General features: G+C 42.8%; 11 protein-coding genes and 1 tRNA gene. 9 read left to right on the forward strand and 3 right to left on the reverse strand.

All coding sequences use genetic code 11. The features are described from left to right. Positions 1–60 precede the first annotated feature (60 nt). From DB520_RS15885 to DB520_RS15900, 4 genes are all read left to right on the forward strand, one after another. Entirely contained in the window at positions 61–627 is a 567-nt protein-coding gene (locus tag DB520_RS15885) for an RNA polymerase sigma factor (protein WP_114750715.1), read from the forward strand. 79 nt (positions 628–706) lie between these two features. Next, positions 707–1654, forward strand: coding sequence for a FecR family protein (locus DB520_RS15890; protein WP_114750716.1), 948 nt, complete (start codon positions 707–709; stop codon positions 1652–1654). A gap of 157 nt (positions 1655–1811) precedes the next feature. After that, positions 1812–5120 carry a SusC/RagA family TonB-linked outer membrane protein gene (locus DB520_RS15895; protein WP_232835011.1) on the forward strand — a complete coding sequence of 1103 codons (3309 nt, stop codon included), beginning with the start codon at positions 1812–1814 and terminating at the stop codon, positions 5118–5120. Positions 5121–5138: 18 nt separating this feature from the next. Then, on the forward strand, positions 5139–6656 hold the full coding sequence (locus tag DB520_RS15900; protein ID WP_114750718.1) for a RagB/SusD family nutrient uptake outer membrane protein: 1518 nt from the start codon (positions 5139–5141) through the stop codon (positions 6654–6656). Between the two features lie 224 nt (positions 6657–6880). Here DB520_RS15900 and DB520_RS15905 read toward each other — a convergent pair. Further along, a tRNA-Gln gene (locus DB520_RS15905) sits at positions 6881–6953 on the reverse strand. A 341-nt stretch (positions 6954–7294) separates the two neighbouring features. Between DB520_RS15905 and DB520_RS15910 the strand changes: the two genes are divergently transcribed. Next, entirely contained in the window at positions 7295–10042 is a 2748-nt protein-coding gene (locus tag DB520_RS15910) for an outer membrane beta-barrel protein (protein WP_114750719.1), read from the forward strand. A gap of 60 nt (positions 10043–10102) precedes the next feature. Here the strand turns inward: DB520_RS15910 and purL are convergent, their stop codons facing one another. Continuing rightward, a complete protein-coding gene (gene purL / locus DB520_RS15915; RefSeq protein ID WP_114750881.1) occupies positions 10103–13801 on the reverse strand; it encodes a phosphoribosylformylglycinamidine synthase in 3699 nt (1232 codons plus the stop codon). A gap of 441 nt (positions 13802–14242) precedes the next feature. On the opposite strand from purL, the gene DB520_RS15920 reads away from it, so the two are divergent. From DB520_RS15920 to DB520_RS15935, 4 genes are read left to right on the forward strand one after another with little or no spacing between them, the layout of a single operon-like run. Next, positions 14243–14854 (forward strand): TetR/AcrR family transcriptional regulator, encoded by a 612-nt coding sequence (locus tag DB520_RS15920; RefSeq protein ID WP_114750720.1) that lies wholly within the window; start codon positions 14243–14245, stop codon positions 14852–14854. 2 nt (positions 14855–14856) lie between these two features. After that, positions 14857–16263: a TolC family protein gene (locus tag DB520_RS15925; RefSeq protein WP_114750721.1), complete on the forward strand. Its 1407-nt coding sequence runs from the start codon at positions 14857–14859 to the stop codon at positions 16261–16263. Positions 16264–16283: 20 nt separating this feature from the next. Beyond that, positions 16284–17408, forward strand: a complete 1125-nt coding sequence (locus tag DB520_RS15930) for an efflux RND transporter periplasmic adaptor subunit (protein WP_114750722.1) — start codon at positions 16284–16286, stop codon at positions 17406–17408. 13 nt (positions 17409–17421) lie between these two features. Next, on the forward strand, positions 17422–20823 hold the full coding sequence (locus tag DB520_RS15935) for an efflux RND transporter permease subunit (protein WP_114750723.1): 3402 nt from the start codon (positions 17422–17424) through the stop codon (positions 20821–20823). Positions 20824–20924: 101 nt separating this feature from the next. Here DB520_RS15935 and DB520_RS15940 read toward each other — a convergent pair whose 3' ends face one another. Further along, a complete protein-coding gene (locus DB520_RS15940; protein WP_114750724.1) occupies positions 20925–21848 on the reverse strand; it encodes a tetratricopeptide repeat protein in 924 nt (307 codons plus the stop codon). Positions 21849–21853 lie beyond the last annotated feature (5 nt).

Below are 21853 nucleotides of genomic sequence, written 5' to 3' on the forward strand. Positions count from 1 at the left end.
TAAAGGTTTGGAAATGTTTTAAAATCCACCTAAATAGCATATGATAATCTAGTAATCTAATTGAATATTTATAAGACCCATAATGACCAGCAACTTTTAACTAGTTTAAAAGACAGGGATGATGCCAAGGCATTTGAAGAAATTTACCTAAGGTATTTTGATCAAATTTTTAGGTTTGTCTACAAGGTGATGCAAGACAAAGAAATTGCAGAAGACCTGGTTCAAAATATATTTTTCGACCTTTGGAAAAACAGAAATAAGGTTCAGATTCAAATGCTTTCGGCCTATTTTTTTGGTGCTGCACGAAACCAAATCGCCAAGGAAATTAGGAAAAACAAGTGGAATAGGGAACAATTGAAACTTGTAGAGGACTTTTTTTCCGTTTCTTCTACAGAAGAATACCTAGACGAGAAAGAAACAAAGGGCCTTTTAGAAAGTGCCATTCTTAAATTACCTACAAAGTGCAGGGCAGTATTTGAGCTGAGTAGATTTAAATATTTGAGCAATAAAGAAATTGCGCAAAAGACTGGCCTTTCAGTGTTTACGGTAGAAAACCACATCAAGAAGGCACTTTTTCACCTAAGACAGTCCATAGAATTTGTGGTGTTATTTTTACTTTTGAAGTAAAAAAATCACTTTTTTTTTCAAAGGTAATAGCTGACCCCCTTTTATTTGGGTACTTCCTTTTATATCGGCCAAAAAGGAAATGGTTAAAAAGCACTTAACACAATTAGCAAAGAAGTACTTTTCGGGTAAACTATCCGCTACCGAAAAAGAAAAATTCGACTCCTTACTGGACGAATTGGCTATTCGAGGTAACTCTCCAAGCACGGACGAATCTGAAAGTGCTAGAGCAAAAGTCCTAAAAAGACTACAAAAAGCCAGGGTGTCCTCCGCCAAGCCTAGGCCATTTACCATGCTCATGAAGTATGCGGCCTCACTAGCCTTGCTGGGTATGGTGGTATTTGGGCTTCTTACATTCATGAGCCAACCTGAAGCAGAAATTGCTTGGGTGGAAAAGTCCACGTCGGCTTCCATGCGCTCTACGGTAGCCCTAACGGATGGGAGTATCATCCGCATCAATGAAAAAAGCACGTTGAGGTTTCCAGAGTCATTCGGCCCCGATCACAGGCAAGTTTATTTGGAGGGAGAGGCATTTTTTGACATAAAGCCAGATCCCAAAAGACCTTTTACGGTTTATTCCGGAAACAATGAAATTACTGTCCTGGGCACAAGTTTCAACATTCATAGTAACGGTAAAACCGAGGTGACGGTAGCCTCAGGCAAAGTAAGGGTCCAATCCCCTCACCATTTCCATGGAGTGGAACTGGAAAGTGGGCAGCAGGCCGTCATAGCAGGGGAGGGGCTAACCATTCAAGAAGTGAATCCCGAATTTTATTTAGGTTGGATGAACAGGAAGTTAGTGTTTGAGGATGAGCCCATTGAGAATGTTTTTCATATACTGGAGAGGGCGTATGGAGTTGACATAAAACTCTTAGCAACCCCCAAAAGCAAAAGCTGCCTAATTACCGGCACCTATGAGGCAGAACGTATAGAGACGATTCTAAAGGGGATGGAACATATCTTGGATTTCAACTACTTATTGGAAAACAATAATAAAACCATAAAAATAACAATAAAAGACTGTAAATAACCCAAAACGCCTATGAAGCATTAAATAATCGAAAAAAGGGGGCTTGGCCACTGCTCCAACAGTACCAAGCCCTGCTCAAAATTCATTTCAATTAACGTACTCAAAGAATTTTAAAGCACTTAAAATTATGAAAATTCATTTACTAAAACTATTGATCATGGCATCAAAGAGGCTTTTTTACGCCTTGATTATTCAGTTGGTGGCGATGCAGATGATCTTCGCATTACCATCCAATAGCCAAAACTTGGAGGATGTCAAGGTAAGTATTAAAGTGGAGTCAAAAACCATCAAAGAGGTTTTTGACCACATAGAAACAGAAACTGGTTTTAGTTTCACTTATAACCAGAAACTGTATCAGCAGGACCGTTTGTTCACATTTTCCTTTTCTGAAGGCAACCTAAAGGAAGTCTTGGAATATCTGTCTGAGGCTACAAGCTTGGCATTCAGGAGGATGAATAACAACATTTATGTTACTCCTAACCCAAAAAAATCCCCTCAAGCCTCTACCATCCATGCCAACATAGACGAGAATGTATCCATGGAGGACAGGATAGAGGTAAGAGGAAGAGTAGTGGAAGAAAATGGGGAGCCGGTACCAGGTGCCACGGTGGTAATTGACGGCACCAATACTGGAACGGCCACTGATATCGACGGTTATTTTACCCTAAATGTGGAGGAAGGAGCTGTATTGGTGGTGTCTTTTATTGGTTACCAATCCCAACGTGTTGCAGTGGGTAACCAGACGGAATTAAGTATTATTTTGAGAGAAGACCAATCCTCCCTTGAAGAAGTGGTGGTAATAGGGTATGGTACTCAAAAGCGAAGTGACCTTACCGGAGCCATATCCTCAGTAAAATCCGAACAATTAACTGCTTTCCCTGCGATCAATGCAGTACAGGCATTACAAGGAAGAGCTGCAGGTGTTCAAATTCAGGCCAACAATGGTGCCCCTGGTGCTGATTATAAAGTTAGGATTAGGGGTGGGACTTCCATCAATGCCAGCAGCGACCCGATTTTTGTAGTGGATGGTTTCATTGGTGCCGCCATGCCTCCTCCAGAGGACATTGAATCAATAGAAGTATTGAAGGATGCCTCTGCAACTGCCATATATGGATCCAGGGGAGCTAATGGCGTTATAATGGTTACCACCAGAAGGGGAGCCAAAGGAAAGGCAAGAATCGAATTCAATTCTTCCTATTCCATGCAAAATGAAATTAATAGACTGGATCTTTTGGACGCTGACCAGTTTATTGACTACATCAGGGAAGCAAGACCAAATATTGAGCCCTTGGGATCCAACACAGATTGGCAGGATCAGATCTTCCGGCCAGGTGCAATACAAAACTACCAATTGTCTGTTTCCGGCGGGAATGATGGGGTGAATTATTATGTTTCCGGTGCTTATTTTGACCAAAAAGGGGTTATCGTCAATTCCAACTTCACCCGATTTTCCATTACCAGTAACCTGGATGTACAGGCCACGGATAAATTGAAGTTCGGGTTGAATATTTTTGCTCAAAGAAGTGAGAGCGATGGGGTAAGGACACAAGAAGGTTCTGGAGGACTTACTCCTGGTGTGGTATCTTCTGCTTTTAAATTTGAGCCTGACCAACCCATTCGAAGACCCGATGGCAGGTTTACCGTTGCTAGGTTAAATGATCCCCATGACAATCCCTATGCAGTGGCTACATCCTTGGAAAATCAAAGTCAAAATGACAGGTTTCAAGGAAACTTATTTGCTGAGTATGACCTAGCGGATAATTTGAAATTCAGGACCACCTTTGGTGCTACTACTAATTCAGGTAGAACAGGAATGTTTTCTCCTACTACTGTAACCGAGGGAAGAAACGTAGGAGGGGATGCTAGGATAAATGCTTCGAGAAGCACACTTCTTTTGAATGAAAATTACCTGACCTATACTAAGAATATTGGCGAAAACCATACCGTATCAGCCATGGGGGGATATTCCTACCAATCCTCCGTAAACGAAAACTGGGGAGCAAGGGGCCAAAACTTCATTACCGATGCCTTTTCCTATTGGAACCTAGGATCGGCTGCAGTTTGGCAAACCCCAAATTCCGGAATAAGCGATTGGGTGATTAGTTCCTTTTATGGTAGGGCGAATTATTCTTTTATGGATAGGTTTTTGGTTACTTTCAATGCGCGTTATGATGGCTCTTCTACCTTTAGTAGAAACAACAAGTGGGCATTTTTCCCTTCCGGTGCTGTTGCTTGGAATATGAAAAACGAAAGGTTCTTGGAAACTTCCGATTTGATCAGTTTCTGGAAGTGGAGAGGTAGCTATGGTATCACCGGTAATCAGGCAATTTCCCCATTTCAAACTTTAGCGCGTTTTTCACCTGTCTTCACCATCCAGAATGGGGTTCCTGTAAATGCGGTAAGGCCGACTACAGTAGCGAATGACAACCTCACCTGGGAAACCACCGCACAACTTAACATAGGTACGGATATAGGATTCTATGATGACAGGATCACCCTTTCTGCCGAATATTACAGGATGGTGACCTCTGACTTGTTGTTTTCAGTTCCCCTGCCTCGGTATTCGGGATATACTAACCAATTGCAGAACATCGGCCAAGTAGAAAACAAAGGGGTAGAACTTACCCTAGGCTCCCGGAACCTGGTAGGTGCGTTTCAGTGGGATATGGATATCAATATTTCCAGGAATGTGAACAGCATACTTACTTTGCCAGAAGGAACGGATATACAATACGGTTCCGGTCCTGGTCATATGGTAGGTTTGGGAGCCACACAGCTGCTAAGCGAAGGGTTTCCGGTGGGAAGCTTCTTTGGCTGGACCTATGATGGAGTTTACCAAGAAGGGGATGACTTTATTCCCGGAGGTGGCTTTGAGCAAACCCTTGGTGGAGAAAAATTCAGGGATATTAATGGTGATGGCGTTTTGAACGCTGATGACAGGGCTATCATTGGGAACCCTCATCCAGATTTTATTTGGGGATGGAACAATGACTTTAGGTGGAAGAACTTTGACCTTAATATTTTCTTCCAGGGTTCGTACGGAAACGATATCCTGAGCTATACGCTGATGGAGTTGGACCTTTTATCTGGCATCAACAATGCCACCACCAATGCATTGAATAGATGGACACCTACCAACACGAATACCGACGTCCCTAAGGCGGCAAATGGCAGGACCAGAAGGGTTTCCACCAGATGGATTTACGACGGCACCTTTACAAGGCTCAAAAACCTTGCACTGGGCTATAATTTACCGCAGCCCCTCATCGAACGTTTAGGAGTAAGTAGACTGAGAGTATATGTGAGTGCCCAGAATATTCTGACTTTCACAAGCTATCCGGGATATGATCCTGAGGTGAACTACAACACTGGAGGAGGTACGAATGGTAACCGAAACCTTGGCCTAGACTACGGAAGTTATCCCAATGCCAAGAATTATACGTTCGGCTTAAATGTAGGTTTTTAACAGTTAAGTAAGAAGATCATGAAGCAGATAATAAAAAACAGTATAGTTGCAGTTCTGACTTTGGGACTGATATTCGGATGTACCGATTTGGAGGAGCGCCCGATTGGTTTGCTTGCTCCAGAAAGTTTGTTTAGTTCCGAAAGGGATGTTGAAATTGCCATTTTTGGGGCTTACGGATGGTTGGCTTCTGAAAGGATTTATGGAAGACAATTTGTAAGTGCCCTAATGCTTCGCAGCGACATGTGCGACATAGGAGATAGGGGAACCCCCGCGGAAAGGCAACAAGTCAATGACTTCAACATGGATGACAACAACGGCATGGTGAATTCCTTTTGGCCCTACTGGTACCAAATCATCAGTGCGGCCAACGCTGCCATTTCCGGAGCGGAGAGCCTGGACTTACCACAGGAATCATTTAACAGGCTTACCGCTGAAGCCAGGTTTGTAAGAGCATTTAGCTATTATCATTTGGTAAGGATGTTTGGGGATTTGCCTTTTATAGACTTCTTCATTACCAATCCTGAACTGGTAAAGGAAATCTCTCGTACGCCTGCTGACCAAATTTATCAAAGCATCGTAGCTGATTTGGAATTTGCCAAACAACATTTGCCAGACCAGCAACCCTCCGATGTCCGTTCAAGGCCTACCAAGGGGACTGCTGCTGCTTATTTAGCCTCTGTCTTCCTCACTTTGGAGGACTTCAATAGAGCCTATGAGGAATCAAAATGGGTGATTGATAACCAAGGGAGGTTTGGGTATGTTCTGGAGGCTGATTTTCAGGATTTGTTTAGGGCTGAACTGGCGAATAATATGCGCGAGCATGTTTTTGCAGTAGAATTTCTAGGCCAGCAGGCTGGTGGTGGAGGTGCAAATGATGACTTGATGGCACCTATGACTGGCGTTCGAGGAGGAGATGAGTTGGGCTGGAGTGTGATTGTACCTTCATTGGCAGTTTTTAACACTTGGGATGAAAGGGATTATAGAAAACAGGTAAGTTTTGCGGACTCTACTTTGGTAGATGGAGTAATGCAGCCTTACACCGTTTTTGACAACACGCAAAGACCTCATATCGCAAAGTATATAAGGTTCCCGGGCAATGCAAATGCTGACGGAAGGTATTCCGACCACAATTATCCAGCGATGCGTTTTGCTGAAGTTTTGTTGATGGCGGCTGAAGCGGCTGCTGAGGTAAATAATGGCCCCACAGCTGAGGCAATTGGCTATGTCAACCAAATCAGGACCAGAGCAAGGAATGCCGGAGGGGTGATGAGGTCTTTCCCCGAAGACGTTCAAGGGGGGATGAGCAAGGATGATTTTATCGATTTGGTATTAGAAGAAAGAAGGCTTGAGCTGGCTTTCGAATTCAAAAGATGGTATGATATTAAAAGGAGACGTTTGGGAGAACAGGTATTTCACGGTCCAGATGCCTTGGAGCCACACTCCAGCTTTGATCCTTCTAGGGATTATTTGATGCCTATCCCCAGAATCGAGATAGATGTGAATCCAAATTTACTTCCCCAAAATCCGGGATATTAATTAAATAGAAAAAAGGGGCTAGAGGCCCCTTTTTTTATAATCAAAGGGGATATGGTAATTTTGGCAGGAATTTCGCTTATATGACTGTATAACAGCTTGATCAACGCATAAATGCCCAAGTTCACATTTTCCAGGAATGGCAAATGAACTTTTTCGAGAAATTTTTGGGCGTTTATGCTTTTTCCTTAAAAAAGAAAAACCACTCTAACGGAGTGGTTTTTTTGTTGACCCACTAGGGCTCGAACCTAGACTCTTCTGAACCAAAATCAGACGTGTTGCCAGTTACACCATGGGTCAATTTTTCCCCTTATCTCTAAGGTGGGACAAAGGTAGGAAGCCTTTTTTTTTAATGCAAATCCTTTGATGAACTAATTACTTATCCTTCCACAAATGGTTAATTTTCAATTCAAAAAAATATTTTGATAGTTATTGTGATTTTATGCCTTTACGGTTAATTATTCTATCATTTTTTTAATTAATAGCGAAAGTTTGGGAAAATTAGTTTTCATCAAAGTGCCCATAAAAAAAAATTACCATATAACACCATAATTTCACTTTGGTATAATTTCACATATGGAGTGTTCTTTTGCTTTGGCATCTTGCACAAAATTCATTGATTCATACCTAAAATTTATTTCATGATGAAGTTTTATTTCATTTTTCCATTATTATTTCTGTACACTTTTTGCATATGGGCACAAGAGAATTTGAAGGGTAAAGTTTTAGATGAACAAACCAAAGAAGAGCTATACGGCGCTTATGTTTTTTTGAAAAATGAAGAAGGGGAAACATTGAGTTCTACCTTTACGGACTTTGATGGATCCTTTCAGATTAAAAAACCTTCCGAAAAATCGTTTATCGTAGAAGTCAGCTATATAGGTTATTCTTCCATCAGCGAAAAAAGAAGCAGCCCAGAGGACAATAATCTGGGGACTTTCTTGCTGATAAGTGAAGGGCAGGAATTGGAGGCTTTCGAAATTCAGGCAGATGCTTTAAGGGGAGAAGTGAGGGGAGATACAGTGGCTTTTAATGCTGCCGCTTTTCGCACACGCCCAGAGGCGGATGCGGATGAGTTGGTCAGGAAAATGCCAGGAGTGGTCATTCAAAACGGTGTAGTGGAAGTACAGGGGGAACAGGTAATGGAAGTATTGGTCGATGGTCGTCCATTCTTTGGAGACAACCCTGCTGCTGCTTTAAAAAACCTACCTGCGGAAGTGGTGGATAGAATTGAGTTTTTGGACAGACGTAGTGACGAGGCTCAACTAACCGGCTATGATGATGGGGAAACTATAAAAACCATCAATATCATAACCAAGGAAGATAAAAGGTCGGGTCAGTTTGGGAAGTTTTATGGGGGATACGGTACCGACAATAATTATATCGCCGGGGGTAATCTAAATCTTTTTAAAGAAGCCCAACGTCTATCTATTTTGGCGCTGAGCAACAACATTAACCAGCAGAATTTCGGTTCCGATGAGCTGGGAAACATAGAAGGAGACGATAGTAGGAGGGGAGGGAATGAGCTTACAGTGGGCAACCTGCCGGGAATAACCAATACGAATGCCGTTGGGGTTAATTTCTCTGATGAGTACTTGGGTGAAAAACTAAAGCTAACTGGAAGCTACCTATTTAATGATCGTGAAAATGTAATGCAGAGAAGTTCCTCCAGGGAATATGTCCTCCCAAATGACAGTCTTCAATTGTACAATGAGGATCAATTGGACCAGAGCAGCACACAAAGTCACCGGATGAACTTCCGCATCGATTATAACATCAATGAAAAACACGCCTTAATCATTAGGCCTAGATTTGGTATGGATCACCGCTCCTCGGTGAGAACCAGAAATGCCCTGAACCTATTTGATGCGGAAACGCCAATAAGTAGAAACGATAATGTTACTGAGCATAATAGGCAATCCATGAACTTTGGAAATTCCTTGACCTATCGGTATAAGTTTAACAAACCCGGAAGGGCCATTTCTACCCATGTCTATACAAGTACTTACGATAGCGAAAGCACGTCTGATTTGGTGGCAGTAAACCAAAACCTTCAGACAGAGCAGTTGGATAGCCTTATTCAATTCAGAGAAAACCTATACAGCAGTTTTTATTATAACGCAAGAGTCAATTTCTTCGAACCTATAGGTGAAAAATCCCGATTAAGAGTCACCTATCAATTGTCCAACAATTTGTCGGATACCGATCAAGAAGTGTTGGTACAGGAACAGGAGACTGGCATAGTGAATTTGGACAGTGCCTTGTCCAACCAATTTGAAAACAGTTATATGACCCAAAGGGCAGGCTTGGGATATAGTTACAGGACCAAAAAGCTATCGATTTTCTCTAACCTCTATATGCAATCTGCGAATATTGATAGTGACCGGATTTTCCCTGGCTTTGAAAATACCCAGCGTACCTTTACCAACCTGTTGCCTAGGGTGGTGATGAACTACCAGGTTAATGACTTGAGCACCTTGCGCCTGGATTACAACACCAGAACCACAGCCCCTACTATCAGGCAATTACAGGATGTGATCAGCAATGCTAACCCTATGCAGATTTCCAATGGGAATCCTGATTTGGTGCAGGAATACAGCCATAGAATGATGGCCAGGTACAGAAGAATAAACCCAGAAACCAATAAGTCCTTTATGTTTTTTGTTTACACACATATTAGACCCGATTTTATCGGAAATGAAACCTTTGTTGCATCCAGGGATACTTTGATACAGGGAGAAGTTTTGCTGCCCCAGGGAGGTCAATTCAGTAGACCGGTCAACTTGGACAATTATTGGTTTTTTAGGGCCTACAGCAGTTATGGTTTCCCTCTCCGGTTTATGAAAAGTAACTTAAATATCAATACGGGTATTAGGATGAACAACCGACCCGGAATAATAAATAGTCAAAGCAACTTCAACAGGAATACAGGGATTTCCCAAGGTTTTGTGCTAAGCAGTAATATCAGTGAAAGGGTGGATTTTAACCTTACCACAAGAGGGGAGTATAGCATGGTGAGCAGCAGTTTACAAAGGGAACTGGAGAACAACTTTTATACCCAGAACACCAGACTGGATCTGTTTTGGAACTTCCTCGGGGGTGGATTCTTGGGAAGTAATGTCAACCATCAAATTTACCGAGGTCTAGGAGAGGATTTTGATCAATCCATACTCTTGTTTAACCTAGATGTAGGTTACAGGATTCCCCCCAACAAAAAAACCGAAATTAAATTAACGGTTTTTGACTTGTTGAATCAAAACACCTCTATCGATAGGAATGTAACGGATGTATTTGTCGAGGATGTTCGCACCCAGGTGTTACGCCAATATTTCATGTTGACCCTTACCTACAACCTCCGGAGGTTTGGGGGCTATCATATGGCTATGTAAAAAAATTGATTGAAGCATACTAAAAAAATAAACCTGCCTTCTGGGCAGGTTTTATTTTTTCTATTGGGCCTCTGCCCATTTTCGAGCATTTACAAAGGCCTCAACCCAAGGGGAAATGTCCTCCTTTTTCCATTCAGCGGGGTAATGTGGCCAATTCCAAGGAAATAGGGACCGCTCAATGTGGGGCATCATGGCCAAGTGTCTACCATCTGCAGAGCTGATCCCAGCGGCGTTGAAACGGGAACCATTTGGGTTGCCAGGATATTGACTATAACTATAGGTCATGGCTAGTTGATAATCTTCTTTTCCAAGAGGTAGCTCAAATTTACCCTCTCCATGTGCCACCCATACCCCTAATCTTTTTCCAGCCAATGACCCAAGCATCACTGAGTTGGTAGGGGGTATATCCACGTTAACAAAATTAGACTCGAACTTTTGGCTTTCATTGTGCTGCATTTTGGGTTGTTTTTCATGCTCGGGATATATCAAGCCCAGCTCCACCATTAATTGACACCCATTACACACCCCAAGACTAAGTGTATCCGGCCTGGCGTAAAAATTGTCCAAGGCTTTCTTTGCTTTTTCATTATATAAAAAGGCACCTGCCCATCCCTTGGCAGACCCTAAAACATCGGAATTGGAGAATCCACCCACAAAGACAATCATTTGAACGTCTTCTAGGGATTCCCTACCTGTAATTAAATCGGTCATGTGAACATCTTTCACCTCAAACCCGGCCATATATAAAGCATAGGCCATTTCCCTATCGCCGTTTACTCCTTTTTCACGTATAATCGCAGCGTTTACTTTCGCTTTTTCCCTATTTTCTTTCCTTATACCCAAGGATTCAAAGGTACCTTTCCAATCCCTTCCAAAGTCAAATTTTAGGGTTTGGTTTTCAAACTGTTCAAATCTTGTTTTTGCAAGTTCTACTCCGCTCTGCTTCCGGTCAAGCAGGTAACTAGAGGTAAACCATTTTTTTCGGTAAGAGGTTATATCCAGATCCGTTTTAAGCCAAGGCCAGGATATCTTTCCATTATGTTGGGCTGAATTAGGTTGAACAAGTATTTCGCCAAGGATTTGGTATTTGATTCTTGACTTTTTAAGCAATTCTTCTATGGGTTCAGTAACCCTAACCTGTAGCAATACTCCTGGGTTTTCTGCAAAAAGATAGGGGATTGGGTCATCACTATTTGGGTTATGGGTCAAGTTTAGGCTGATTTGGGGATTGGGAAAACACATTTCCAATAGTGCTGTGATTAAACCTCCTGCCGAAATATCATGACCCGCTAATACCAACTCCTCTTTCACTAATTCCTGTACAACTTGAAAGGCCTTTGCAAAGTATTCGGGGTTCGTTAAATCAGGCGTTTTTTCACCCACTTGGTTTAAGATTTGAGCAAATGAGCTACCTCCTAGTGCAAGAGGTTGACCTGAAAAGTCCAAATAAAGCAATTGGGTTTCCTTTTCACTCTTCAAGTCGGTGGTGACTGTTTTTCGGATGTCCTCACATTCTCCTATTGTGGATATGATTACCGTACCAGGTGAGTAGACTGTCTTTCCGTTAGGGTATTTTTGGGTCATGGAAAGACTGTCTTTCCCAGTAGGTATGTTAATACCTAGGGCCAGGGCAAATTCACTACATGCTTCTACGGCCTGGTAAAGCCTGCTGTTTTCTCCGGGATTTTTGGCCGGCCACATCCAGTTAGCACTAAGGGATACCCCCTGCAAGCCCTCTGCAATGGGTGTCCATACCAAATTGGTAAGGGCTTCTGCAATGGCCAACCGTGAACCGGCGGCGGAGTCCACCAGTGCTGCCACAGGTGCGTGACCAATCGAAGTTGCTATTCCTTTTTTCCCCGTGTAGTCCAGTGCCATTACGGCCACGTTATTGAGCGGTAACTGAATAGCTCCAGTGGTTTGCTGAGTGGCTACTCTCCCTGTCACTGATCTGTCCACTTTGTTGGTAAGCCAATCCTTGCAGGCAACCGCTTCAATTTGCAGGACTTCGCTGAGGTATTCCTGCCAAAGAGAGGGGTCATAGGATAAGGTTGGGAATTGGTGAGATTGTAGGGTGTCCTCTAGGATGGTCTTTGGAGAGGAGCCAAACATGTGGGCCAACTCCCAATCCATAGGCTTTTCTCCGGTATTGCAGTTCTCAAAAGTGAAACGCATGTCCCCGGTAGTTTTTCCTACCTCATAAAATGGGGCTCTTTCTCTTTCTGCGATGGACTTTAAGGTAGATAGGTTTGCTTTGTCAATGACCAGGCCCATCCTTTCCTGGGATTCATTGCCGATGATTTCCTTCGCAGAGAGAGTAGGGTCTCCCACGGGGAGCTTTTCCACTGCAATATGGCCACCGGTTTCTTCTACCAATTCGGAAAGGCAGTTTAAATGCCCCCCAGCCCCGTGATCATGTATGGAGATAATGGGGTTATCAGGATGTTCGGCCATGGCCCTTATCACATTTGCTACCCGTTTCTGCATTTCGGGATTGGAGCGTTGAATGGCATTCAGCTCTATCAGGTTACTAAATTCTCCAGTATTTACAGAAGAAACAGCTCCGCCCCCCATGCCTATGCGATAATTGTCTCCACCCATCACAACAATACTGTCCCCTTTTTTTGGAATCTTTTTTTGTGCATAGGGAGCACGGGTGAAACCAATTCCTCCCGCTAGCATGATCACTTTGTCATAGGCATGAGACTTGCCTTCTTCCTCGTGCTCAAAGGTAAGTACGCTTCCGCAGATAAGGGGTTGGCCAAACTTGTTGCCAAAATCACTGGCTCCATTGGAGGCTTTAATGAGTATGTCCATAGGGGTTTGATAAAGCCAGCCCCTTTCAGGTAGGTTTTTTTCCCATGTTCTCCCTTTTTCACTTCTAGGGTAGGAGGTCATATAAACGGCTGTACCTGCCAAAGGTATTGACGCTGTTCCCCCGGCCAGTCTGTCACGTATTTCACCACCTGATCCTGTCGCCGCCCCATTGAAGGGTTCTACGGTAGTGGGGAAGTTATGGGTTTCGGCCTTTAGGGAAAGCACGGTGGGGATGTCCTCATACCTGAAAAAATCCGGGATGTCCTGGCGCTGGGGAGAAAATTGCTGGGCCATGGGACCTTTCACAAAAGCCACATTATCCTTATAAGCCGAGACTATCCTGTTCGGGTTAGCTTGGCTCGTTTTTTTTATCAGTTGGAATAAGGTAGCTTCCTTTTTCTTTCCGTCTATTATAAATGTGCCGTTAAAAATCTTATGCCTGCAGTGTTCGGAATTTACCTGGCTGAATCCGAAAACTTCCGAATCCGTAAGGGGCCTACCCAGTTTTTTACTCACTTCTTCCAGGTAAACCACCTCTTCTTGGCTTAAAGCCAGCCCTTCTTTTTCGCTGTATGCACCAATATCCTGAATTTCCCGTACTGCTTTCGGGGTCACATGAATGTCAAAGAGTTCCGTGTTGAGTTCCTTGTAAACGGATTGTAACATGGGGTCAAATTCAGTGTCCTTTCCTTTTTTCCGATATGCCTCTATTCGAAGGATACCCTTTATGCCCATATTTTGTGTGATTTCAACCGCATTGGTGGACCATGGGGTGATCATTTCTTTTCTAGGGCCCACAAATGGCCCTTCCAAAATGTTGGAGTCCAATGGTCTGGCTTCACCAAATAGCCATGAAAGTTGATTTATTTCAATTTCTGAAAATGAACTGGTAGCGGATACAGCATAAACTTGCTCGGGATTTACCTGGAAAAAGACAATCATGGACATACTTTGATTTTAATCATGTGATAAGGAAAGGCAAAGGTAAACAATGGTGACAAAATTTTGGTCTTGACAATTACAATTTGGCCACATTGATAAAATCAGGAGAAATCAAGTGTCCGATTAAGAGTCAGAGTAGAAAGGTTGTGAACGATACTGAACATTTTTTACCCATTACTACCCGGGCGACAAAGATACTTGATTAAAATTAGACTTTGAAAAAGTGAATTTTTTTGAAATTTAAAAAATGTAATTTAATATAAAATAAATATAATAAATGATAATTTGTGTTTAATATAAAGTAGAAGAAAATATAATAAATTAAATTAGTGTTATTCTGTTTTTACAGGCTGGTAGGGTCTACTTCAGAAACTTTGGAAACTTTGAACTTTGTAATAGTTTCTATAGTTTTTTGGTCTGATATTTATTGAAGAAGAGCTATTGGAAACACGAGAGAAAATAATTGCCACAGCAAAGTTGCTTTTTCTAGGGTACGGCGTTAAATCCGTCACCATGGATGAGTTAGCAAGGGAGGCGGGAGTATCAAAAAAAACCATTTACCAGACCTTTAAAGATAAGGATGAATTGGTATTCGAAACTTTTACCCAGGCACTTTCCAACGATGCATGCCATCTGGAAACCTTGGAAAATGACACAGATGGGGTGATAGAGCAATTGATAGCCATATCCAGGTTTATTCGGGAACGTTTTTCCAATATGCATCCCATGCTTTTGAATGAGATCAAGAGATATTACCCAAAATGCTATGTGGAATTTGAGAATTTTAAAAAAGAATATGCTTGGAAGAGCATTGTGGATCTCCTCGATAAGGGCAAGGAGTTGGGTTATTTCAGGCCTGAGATTAATTCAGAGATAATTGCTCAGCTCAGGATAGAGGAGTTTTCCATGATGTTTGACCCCACCCGATTTAACCCATCCAAGTTCAACATCGTAGAATCCCAGTTACAAATTTTCGAACATTTTGTATATGGGGTATTGACAGATAAAGGAAAAAAAATTTACGAAGAAAAAATAAGTCACCAGTCTGAATAATTATGAAACTTAACCAAAGTTTATCTCTTTTTGCGCTACTGTTTGTGCTTACGTCCCAATTGGGGTTTGCTCAGGAAAGTGTGAGCATGAGTCTGGAAGAAAGCATACAGTTTGCCTTAGAAAACAACGTGGATGCCAAAAACGCCCAGTTGGAAGTGCTAGCCTCCAGGGGCATAGTGGGGGAAAGACGGTCAGAAGGACTTCCCCAAATCAGTAGTGTATTGGAATTTACAGCAAACATACAGCCGCCTTTAATCATTTTGCCAGCTGAAGCTGGTGGGTTTTTTGGAGGTAACGGTAACGGAAATGGTAACGGAAACGGGGGAGCTCCTCCTCCTTCTGATGTTCCTTCCGATATAACTGTATTAGAATTTGCGGTCCCTTATCAGTCCAGTCTAAATACCACAGTGGAGCAGATGATATTTAATGGTTCCTATTTCATAGGGCTGAAAGCTGCCAGAACCTTAAAGGACCTTACGGAATTTGACAAGGAGAAAGCGGAGCTGGACGTGATCGAGCAAATTAAGAAGGCCTATTTCACGGTGCTGGTAAATGAGGAACGAAGAGGGTTGATAGAAGGTAACCAGCGAAGGCTGGAACAACTGCTCAAGGAAACAGAGGCGATGAGGGAAGCGGGGTTTGCGGAGAAATTGGATGTTTCCAGAATTAGGGTGCAGCTCAACAATGTGAAAACAGAAATAGACAGGGTTAACTCCTCGATTATGGTAAGCAAGGAACTACTCAAAATGAATATGGGATTGCCGCTTGAGGTGGACATCTTTCTTTCGCAACGCCTGAATGAGTTTGCCGGAGACGAGTTGGCATTCACAGACTTGATTTCCAGGGATGCCGACCCCAGGGTTGAAGTGTATCAAATGGAAAAGAACCTGGAATTGGCCACCCTTGACCTCAAAAACAATCAGGTACAATACATTCCTACCCTGAACGCATTCGGTACTTATCAACGGGTAACTGGTGCAGATGAACTCCGGAATGTATATGTGCATGACCGTTGGTTTTCCACATCCTTTGTTGGCTTTAGGCTGAATATCCCCATTTTTGATGGCCTGAGAAAGAGCTATGCGATACAACAGAACAGAGTGCAGATTAAGCAATTAGAAAATGCCATGTTTGCCACTAAGCAGAACATCCGATTTGAGGAGATTCAAGCGAAAGAGGACTTAAGGAACAGCCTTAGGGCCTTGGAGGTTCAAAACGAGAACCGTCAACTTGCCGAGGAGGTTTTTGAAATGACCCGCATCAAGTACCAAGAAGGGGTGGGTTCCAATTTTGAGGTGGTGGAGGCGGATGCCGATTTGAAAGAAGCCGAAACCAATTATTACTCTGCTTTATATGATGCCTTGATTGCCAAGGTGGACTTGGAGAAAGCATTAGGAATTTTAAAATAAGCGTGAATATACTTACGACAATGAAGAGATATACTACACTTTTACTTATTGGGCTCATGGTAGTGTCATTTGCCTGCCAAAATGATGAGCTAGCCGAAAAGAAGAACCAATTGGATAAGTACCAAAAGGAATATTCTGAACTAAGGGTTAAAATTGAGGAGCTTTCGAAAGAGATAGCCATTCAGGATCCCGAATTCGCCAGGGAGCAAAGGAAAGCAGTGTTAATAACAACGACAAAACCAGATGTAGGCAACTTTGCGCATTATGTGGAGGTGACAGGCTCAGTACTCTCGAAAAAAAATGTAAATATAAGTGCCGAGGTTACGGGTAGGATCCAGGAGGTAAAGGCCGTGGAAGGTATGCGGGTAAAACGGGGGCAGGAGTTGGCCATAGTGGATGCCGAATCCATACAACGCAACATGGACGAGATCAAGTCTCAGCTTGACTTGGCAAACACCGTTTTCGAGAAGCAACAAAGGCTATGGGAACAGGAAATAGGTACAGAGATCCAATACTTGGAAGCAAAAAACAGGAAAGAAAACCTGGAAAAAAACCTGGCTTCCATGGAAACACAGCTCGATAGGACTGTAATCAGGGCCCCATTTGATGGGACTGTGGAAGAAGTGATGATAAGACTGGGAGAACTGGTGCAACCGGGTTCCCCCATGGTCAATTTTGTAGGGGAGAGTGACCTTTATGTGGAGGCTGATGTTTCGGAACGATACGTGGGCGTTGTAAGTCAGGGGGATTCCGTGGAGGTAGTGTTCCCATCCCTGAATGAGAGGTTTAAAACCAAGGTTACCGCAGTAGGTGCCGTCATTAATCCCAACAACAGGACCTTTAAGGTAGAGGTGTTTCTCCCACGGGTGGATAAGGTTAAGCCTAATATGATTTCTACCCTTAGGATTAAGGATTATGAACAAGAAGATGCAGTAATGGTCTCCAATAACCTTATCCTCCAGGATAATCAGGGGGATTATGTCTTTGTAGTGGAGAATGAGAATTCCGTAAAAAGATATGTGAAAAGAGGAATGACCCAGCGAGATAATACAGAGATCCTAGAGGGCCTTGATGGCACTGAGGTGCTCGTGGACAGGGGATTCCGGGAAGTGGGTAATAATTTCAGGGTGAAAATTGCAGAATAATAACTTTAATAGTATGCAAGAAGACAAAAATAAATCAATCATTCGGGAATTTGGGCTCTCCTCCTTGTCTATCAACAACAGGACCTCCGTGGTGATTTTGACGCTCATTATTGCCTTTCTGGGGATTTTCGCTTATCAAACCATGCCCAAAGAAAGTTTTCCAGAGGTAGTCATCCCTACAATTTATGTGGGCACCTCCTATCCCGGCAACTCGCCAGTGGATATGGAAAACCTGATAACCAGGCCAATAGAGAAAGAGCTTAAGTCCATTAATAACATCAAGGATATTAAATCCACATCGGTTCAGGATTTTTCCTCTATCGTGATAGAGTTCAACCCTAATGTGGAAATAACGAAGGCTCTACAGGATGTAAAGGACGCTGTGGACAAGTCCAAAAGCGAATTGCCAACGGACTTGGACAGGGATCCGGATGTGATAGAAATCAATACCTCCGACTTTCCCATTATGAACGTGAACCTCTCCGGCAATTATTCCGAAGTGGAACTTAAAAGGTATGGGGAATACTTGGAGGATGAAATAGAGAAGTTGCCCCAAATCTCCAAGGCAGAGTTAAGGGGGACAGTGGACAGGGAAATCAGGATTGATGCGGATATCCATAAAATGGAAGCACTTGGTGTAAGTTTCAGTGATATTTCTGATGCAGTAAGTGCGGAAAATGTCACTATTTCGGGGGGGAACCTGCGATCAGGGGACTTTCGAAGGTCACTCAGGATCACGGGGGAATTTGAACGGCCTGAGGAATTAGAGGAAATCATAGTTAAGACAGAGGAAAACAGAATCGTCTATCTAAAAGATATTGCCGTTGTCAGGGACACCTTCAAAGAGAGGGAAAGTTATGCCAGAAACAAGGGGCTTCCAGTGGTTACGGTAAACGTAACGAAGCGGAGTGGCGAAAACCTTCTGGATGCCTCTGACGAAATCAAAAAGATTCTGGACGATGCCAAGGCGAATCGTTTTCCAGACGATTTGGAAATTTCCATCACCAATGACCAGTCCAAAACCACCCGTGCCCAAGTTAGCGACTTGGAGAACAGCATCATCCTAGGAGTAATTTTCGTGGTGTTGGTGCTGATGTTTTTCCTGGGTTTTCGAAATGCCTTGTTTGTGGGTATTGCCATACCATTATCCATGTTCATTTCGTTTTTGGTGCTCAATTCCTTGGGGATTACCCTGAATCTCATGGTCTTGTTTTCTTTAATCCTTGCATTGGGCATGTTGGTGGATAATGGGATAGTGGTGGTCGAAAATATCTACCGCTTGATGCAGGAAGGAAAATCCCCAATCCGTGCAGCAAAGGAAGGAGTAGGAGAGGTGGCTTGGCCGATCATTACCTCTACGGCCACTACATTGGCTGCTTTCTTACCTTTGGCATTTTGGCAAGATATAGTAGGTGAGTTCATGAAATACCTACCCATCACGCTGATCATTGTGCTTTCGTCCTCCTTATTTGTGGCATTAGTCATAAATCCGGTACTTACTTCATTGTATATGAAGGTTCAGGATGTGGGAAAGCCCAAATCCAAGAAAAGGCCTGTTCGAATAGCTATAGGCGTATTTGCACTGGCGGTGATATTGTTGATTTTGGGGTGGCCCATATTAGGGAATCTACTTATTCTGGCCTCGGTCTTTACAATATTCAATGTTTTCTTCATGCGGAGAGCCATAGCCTGGTTTCAAAATATTTTTTTGGACAAATTGGAACATTTTTATGAGCGCACATTACATGTTGCATTACGGGGCATAAACCCCATTTTATTCTTTGTGGGCACCCTAGTTTTATTGGTGTTATCGGTGACATTGTTGGTGATAAGAGCCCCTCAGGTGCTTTTCTTTCCGGATAATGAGCCGGCTCTTGTTAATATCTTTATCGAGAAGCCAATGGGTACAGATATAGAGGCCACAAACCGTCAAGTATTGGAGTTTGAAGAAGAACTTAACCAAATACTTGAACCTTATGAAGAGATTTTGGAGTCAGTAATCACTCAGATAGGAGAAGGTACTGGGGATCCAATGGAAGGGCCCAGCCAGGCTGCCACCCCGCACAAGGCAAAAATCACCTTGGCATTTCTGGAATACCAGTTTAGACAGGGGGTCAATACCAACAGGGTCATGGAGGACATAAGGCAAATGGCTGAGGGTTACCCGGGCGTGCAGATCACCCTGACTAAACAAGCGGCAGGGCCACCGGTAGGCAAACCTATCAATATCGAATCCAGCGGGGAGAATTTTGAACAGTTAATCGATTGGGTAAACGAGTTGAGATCTTCGATAAATGGGTCAAATATTGCCGGTATCGAAGAGCTGAAATCAGACCTTGAAACAGGAAACCCGGAATTGGTGGTGAAGATCAACCGGGAAAGTGCCAGAAGGTTTGGGCTTTCTACCCAGACAATTGCTAATGAATTAAGGACAGCACTGTTTGGATTGGAAGTTTCGAAATTTAAAGAAGGGGAGGACGACTACCCCATTCAGTTGAGATTGGCGGATGAGTTTCGTTATGACGTGTCCATGCTGATCAACAAAAAAATTAATTTTAGGGATAAGTTTGGAAATAAGCGCGAAGTCCCGATCTCTGCTGTGGCGGATTTAGAATATGGTTCCACCTTAGGTTCGGTCAAAAGGAAGGACCTCAACAGAGTAATTACCATTTCATCCAATGTGACGGATGGATATAATCCTACAGAGATCAACCAGCAAATCCGGAACCTAGTGCAAGGAATGGAAATTCCAGATGGTATTACCCTTAAGTTTACGGGGGAACAAGAGCAGCAGGAAGCATCTGCGGAATTCTTGACTAGGGCTTTAATGATCGCTGTTTCAGTGATATTTCTGATCATAGTTGCCCAGTTCAACTCCTTTGCCACTCCATTTATCATCATGGCATCTGTGGTGTTTAGTACCATTGGCGTCTTTTTAGGCCTTGTGGTATTCAACATGGATTTTGTGATCATTATGACTGGAATTGGCATTATCTCCCTTGCTGGAGTTGTGGTAAACAACGCCATTGTACTTATTGACTATACTAACTTGGTGAGAGAACGGAAACGGGAGGAGTTGGGTATTCAGGAAGGCGAATACCTACCCTATGGGGAATTGCTAAGTAGTATCATACAAGGCGGAAAGACAAGACTGCGGCCTGTATTGCTGACCGCTATCACTACCGTCCTTGGGTTGATTCCTTTAGCCATAGGTATGAACATAAACTTTAGCTCTTTATTGTCCTCCTATGACCCCCAATTTTATGTAGGAGGGGACAACGCAGATTTTTGGGGCCCAATGGCTTGGACTGTAATATTTGGGTTAACCTTTGCTACCTTTTTGACGTTAGTAATAGTGCCTGTCATGTACTTATTGACAGACAAATTAAATATGGCTATTCGAAAGAATAGTTAACCAGATTTAATTAAAGGTTGGTGGTTTTTTAAGTGTTCAAACCTTCGGGATCTTGTCCCGAAGGTTTTTTTGTTTCCGAAAAATTTGAATAGTATCCAGCTTTATTCGCTATCCTGCTTTAGAAATTCCTTGAGCAGAGGCATTTCAGGTTCTTTTTCTTCCACTTCCAACAAATACTTTTTAGCCATATCCTCTTCCCCTTTCAAGTAATGGTATATACCCTTGTTGCGAAGGGCGTGTAGGTTTCTGCTGTTTTGTTTCAGGCTGTAGTTGATATCTTTCAAACCTGCTTCCAAGTCCCCTAAATAGAGTTTGTAAAGCCCTCGGTTATTGTGGTAATATGGCTGTTGGGGTTGAAAGGAAATTGCCTTGTCAACCTCTTTCAGTGCCAATTCATAGGCACCTTCCTCAAAAAATATTAGTGATCTTAAATTATAAATATTGGGTTCATCAGGATTTAATTTTTCGGCCTTTAGAAGGTCATCCTTTGCTTTATTCCAATTTCCCATGTAGTAGTGGACGGTGGCTCGGTTGATGAAAGGCTCGGCATTGCCGGGGTCATGTCCTGAAGCTATATCAAAAGCTTCCAAGGCAGCGTCAAATTTTTTCAATTCTGTATTTGAAAGACCTTTAAGAAAATATCCTTTGGGATTGTCAGGTTCCAATGCTATCAAGGTTTCTGCATCGCTCAATGCTTTGTAATTTTCTCCAAAATCCAAATGAGCAAGGGATCTTTGGTAGAATGCTTCCGCAAAATCTGGCCGGATACTAAGTGCATGGGTGAAATCCTTGATTGCCTGCTCAAGGTTTCGGAGCTTTTGATGGCTTACCCCTTTGTTTAGCCAAGCATCCTCATAGTCCCTATCCAATTTTATGGCTTCCTCATAAAATTGGATTGCACCTTTTATATCTCCTTCCTCCAGTTTTGCATTACCCTTTAAAAGAAACCTGCCTTTTTTGTCCTCCTTACTGTCACAGGCTATAAGGCAAATCAGCAAAACTGCCAATAACCGGAAAATTTTCATGTAAC

This window comes from Pleomorphovibrio marinus (assembly GCF_003347495.1).
GTDB lineage: Bacteria > Bacteroidota > Bacteroidia > Cytophagales > Cyclobacteriaceae > Pleomorphovibrio > Pleomorphovibrio marinus.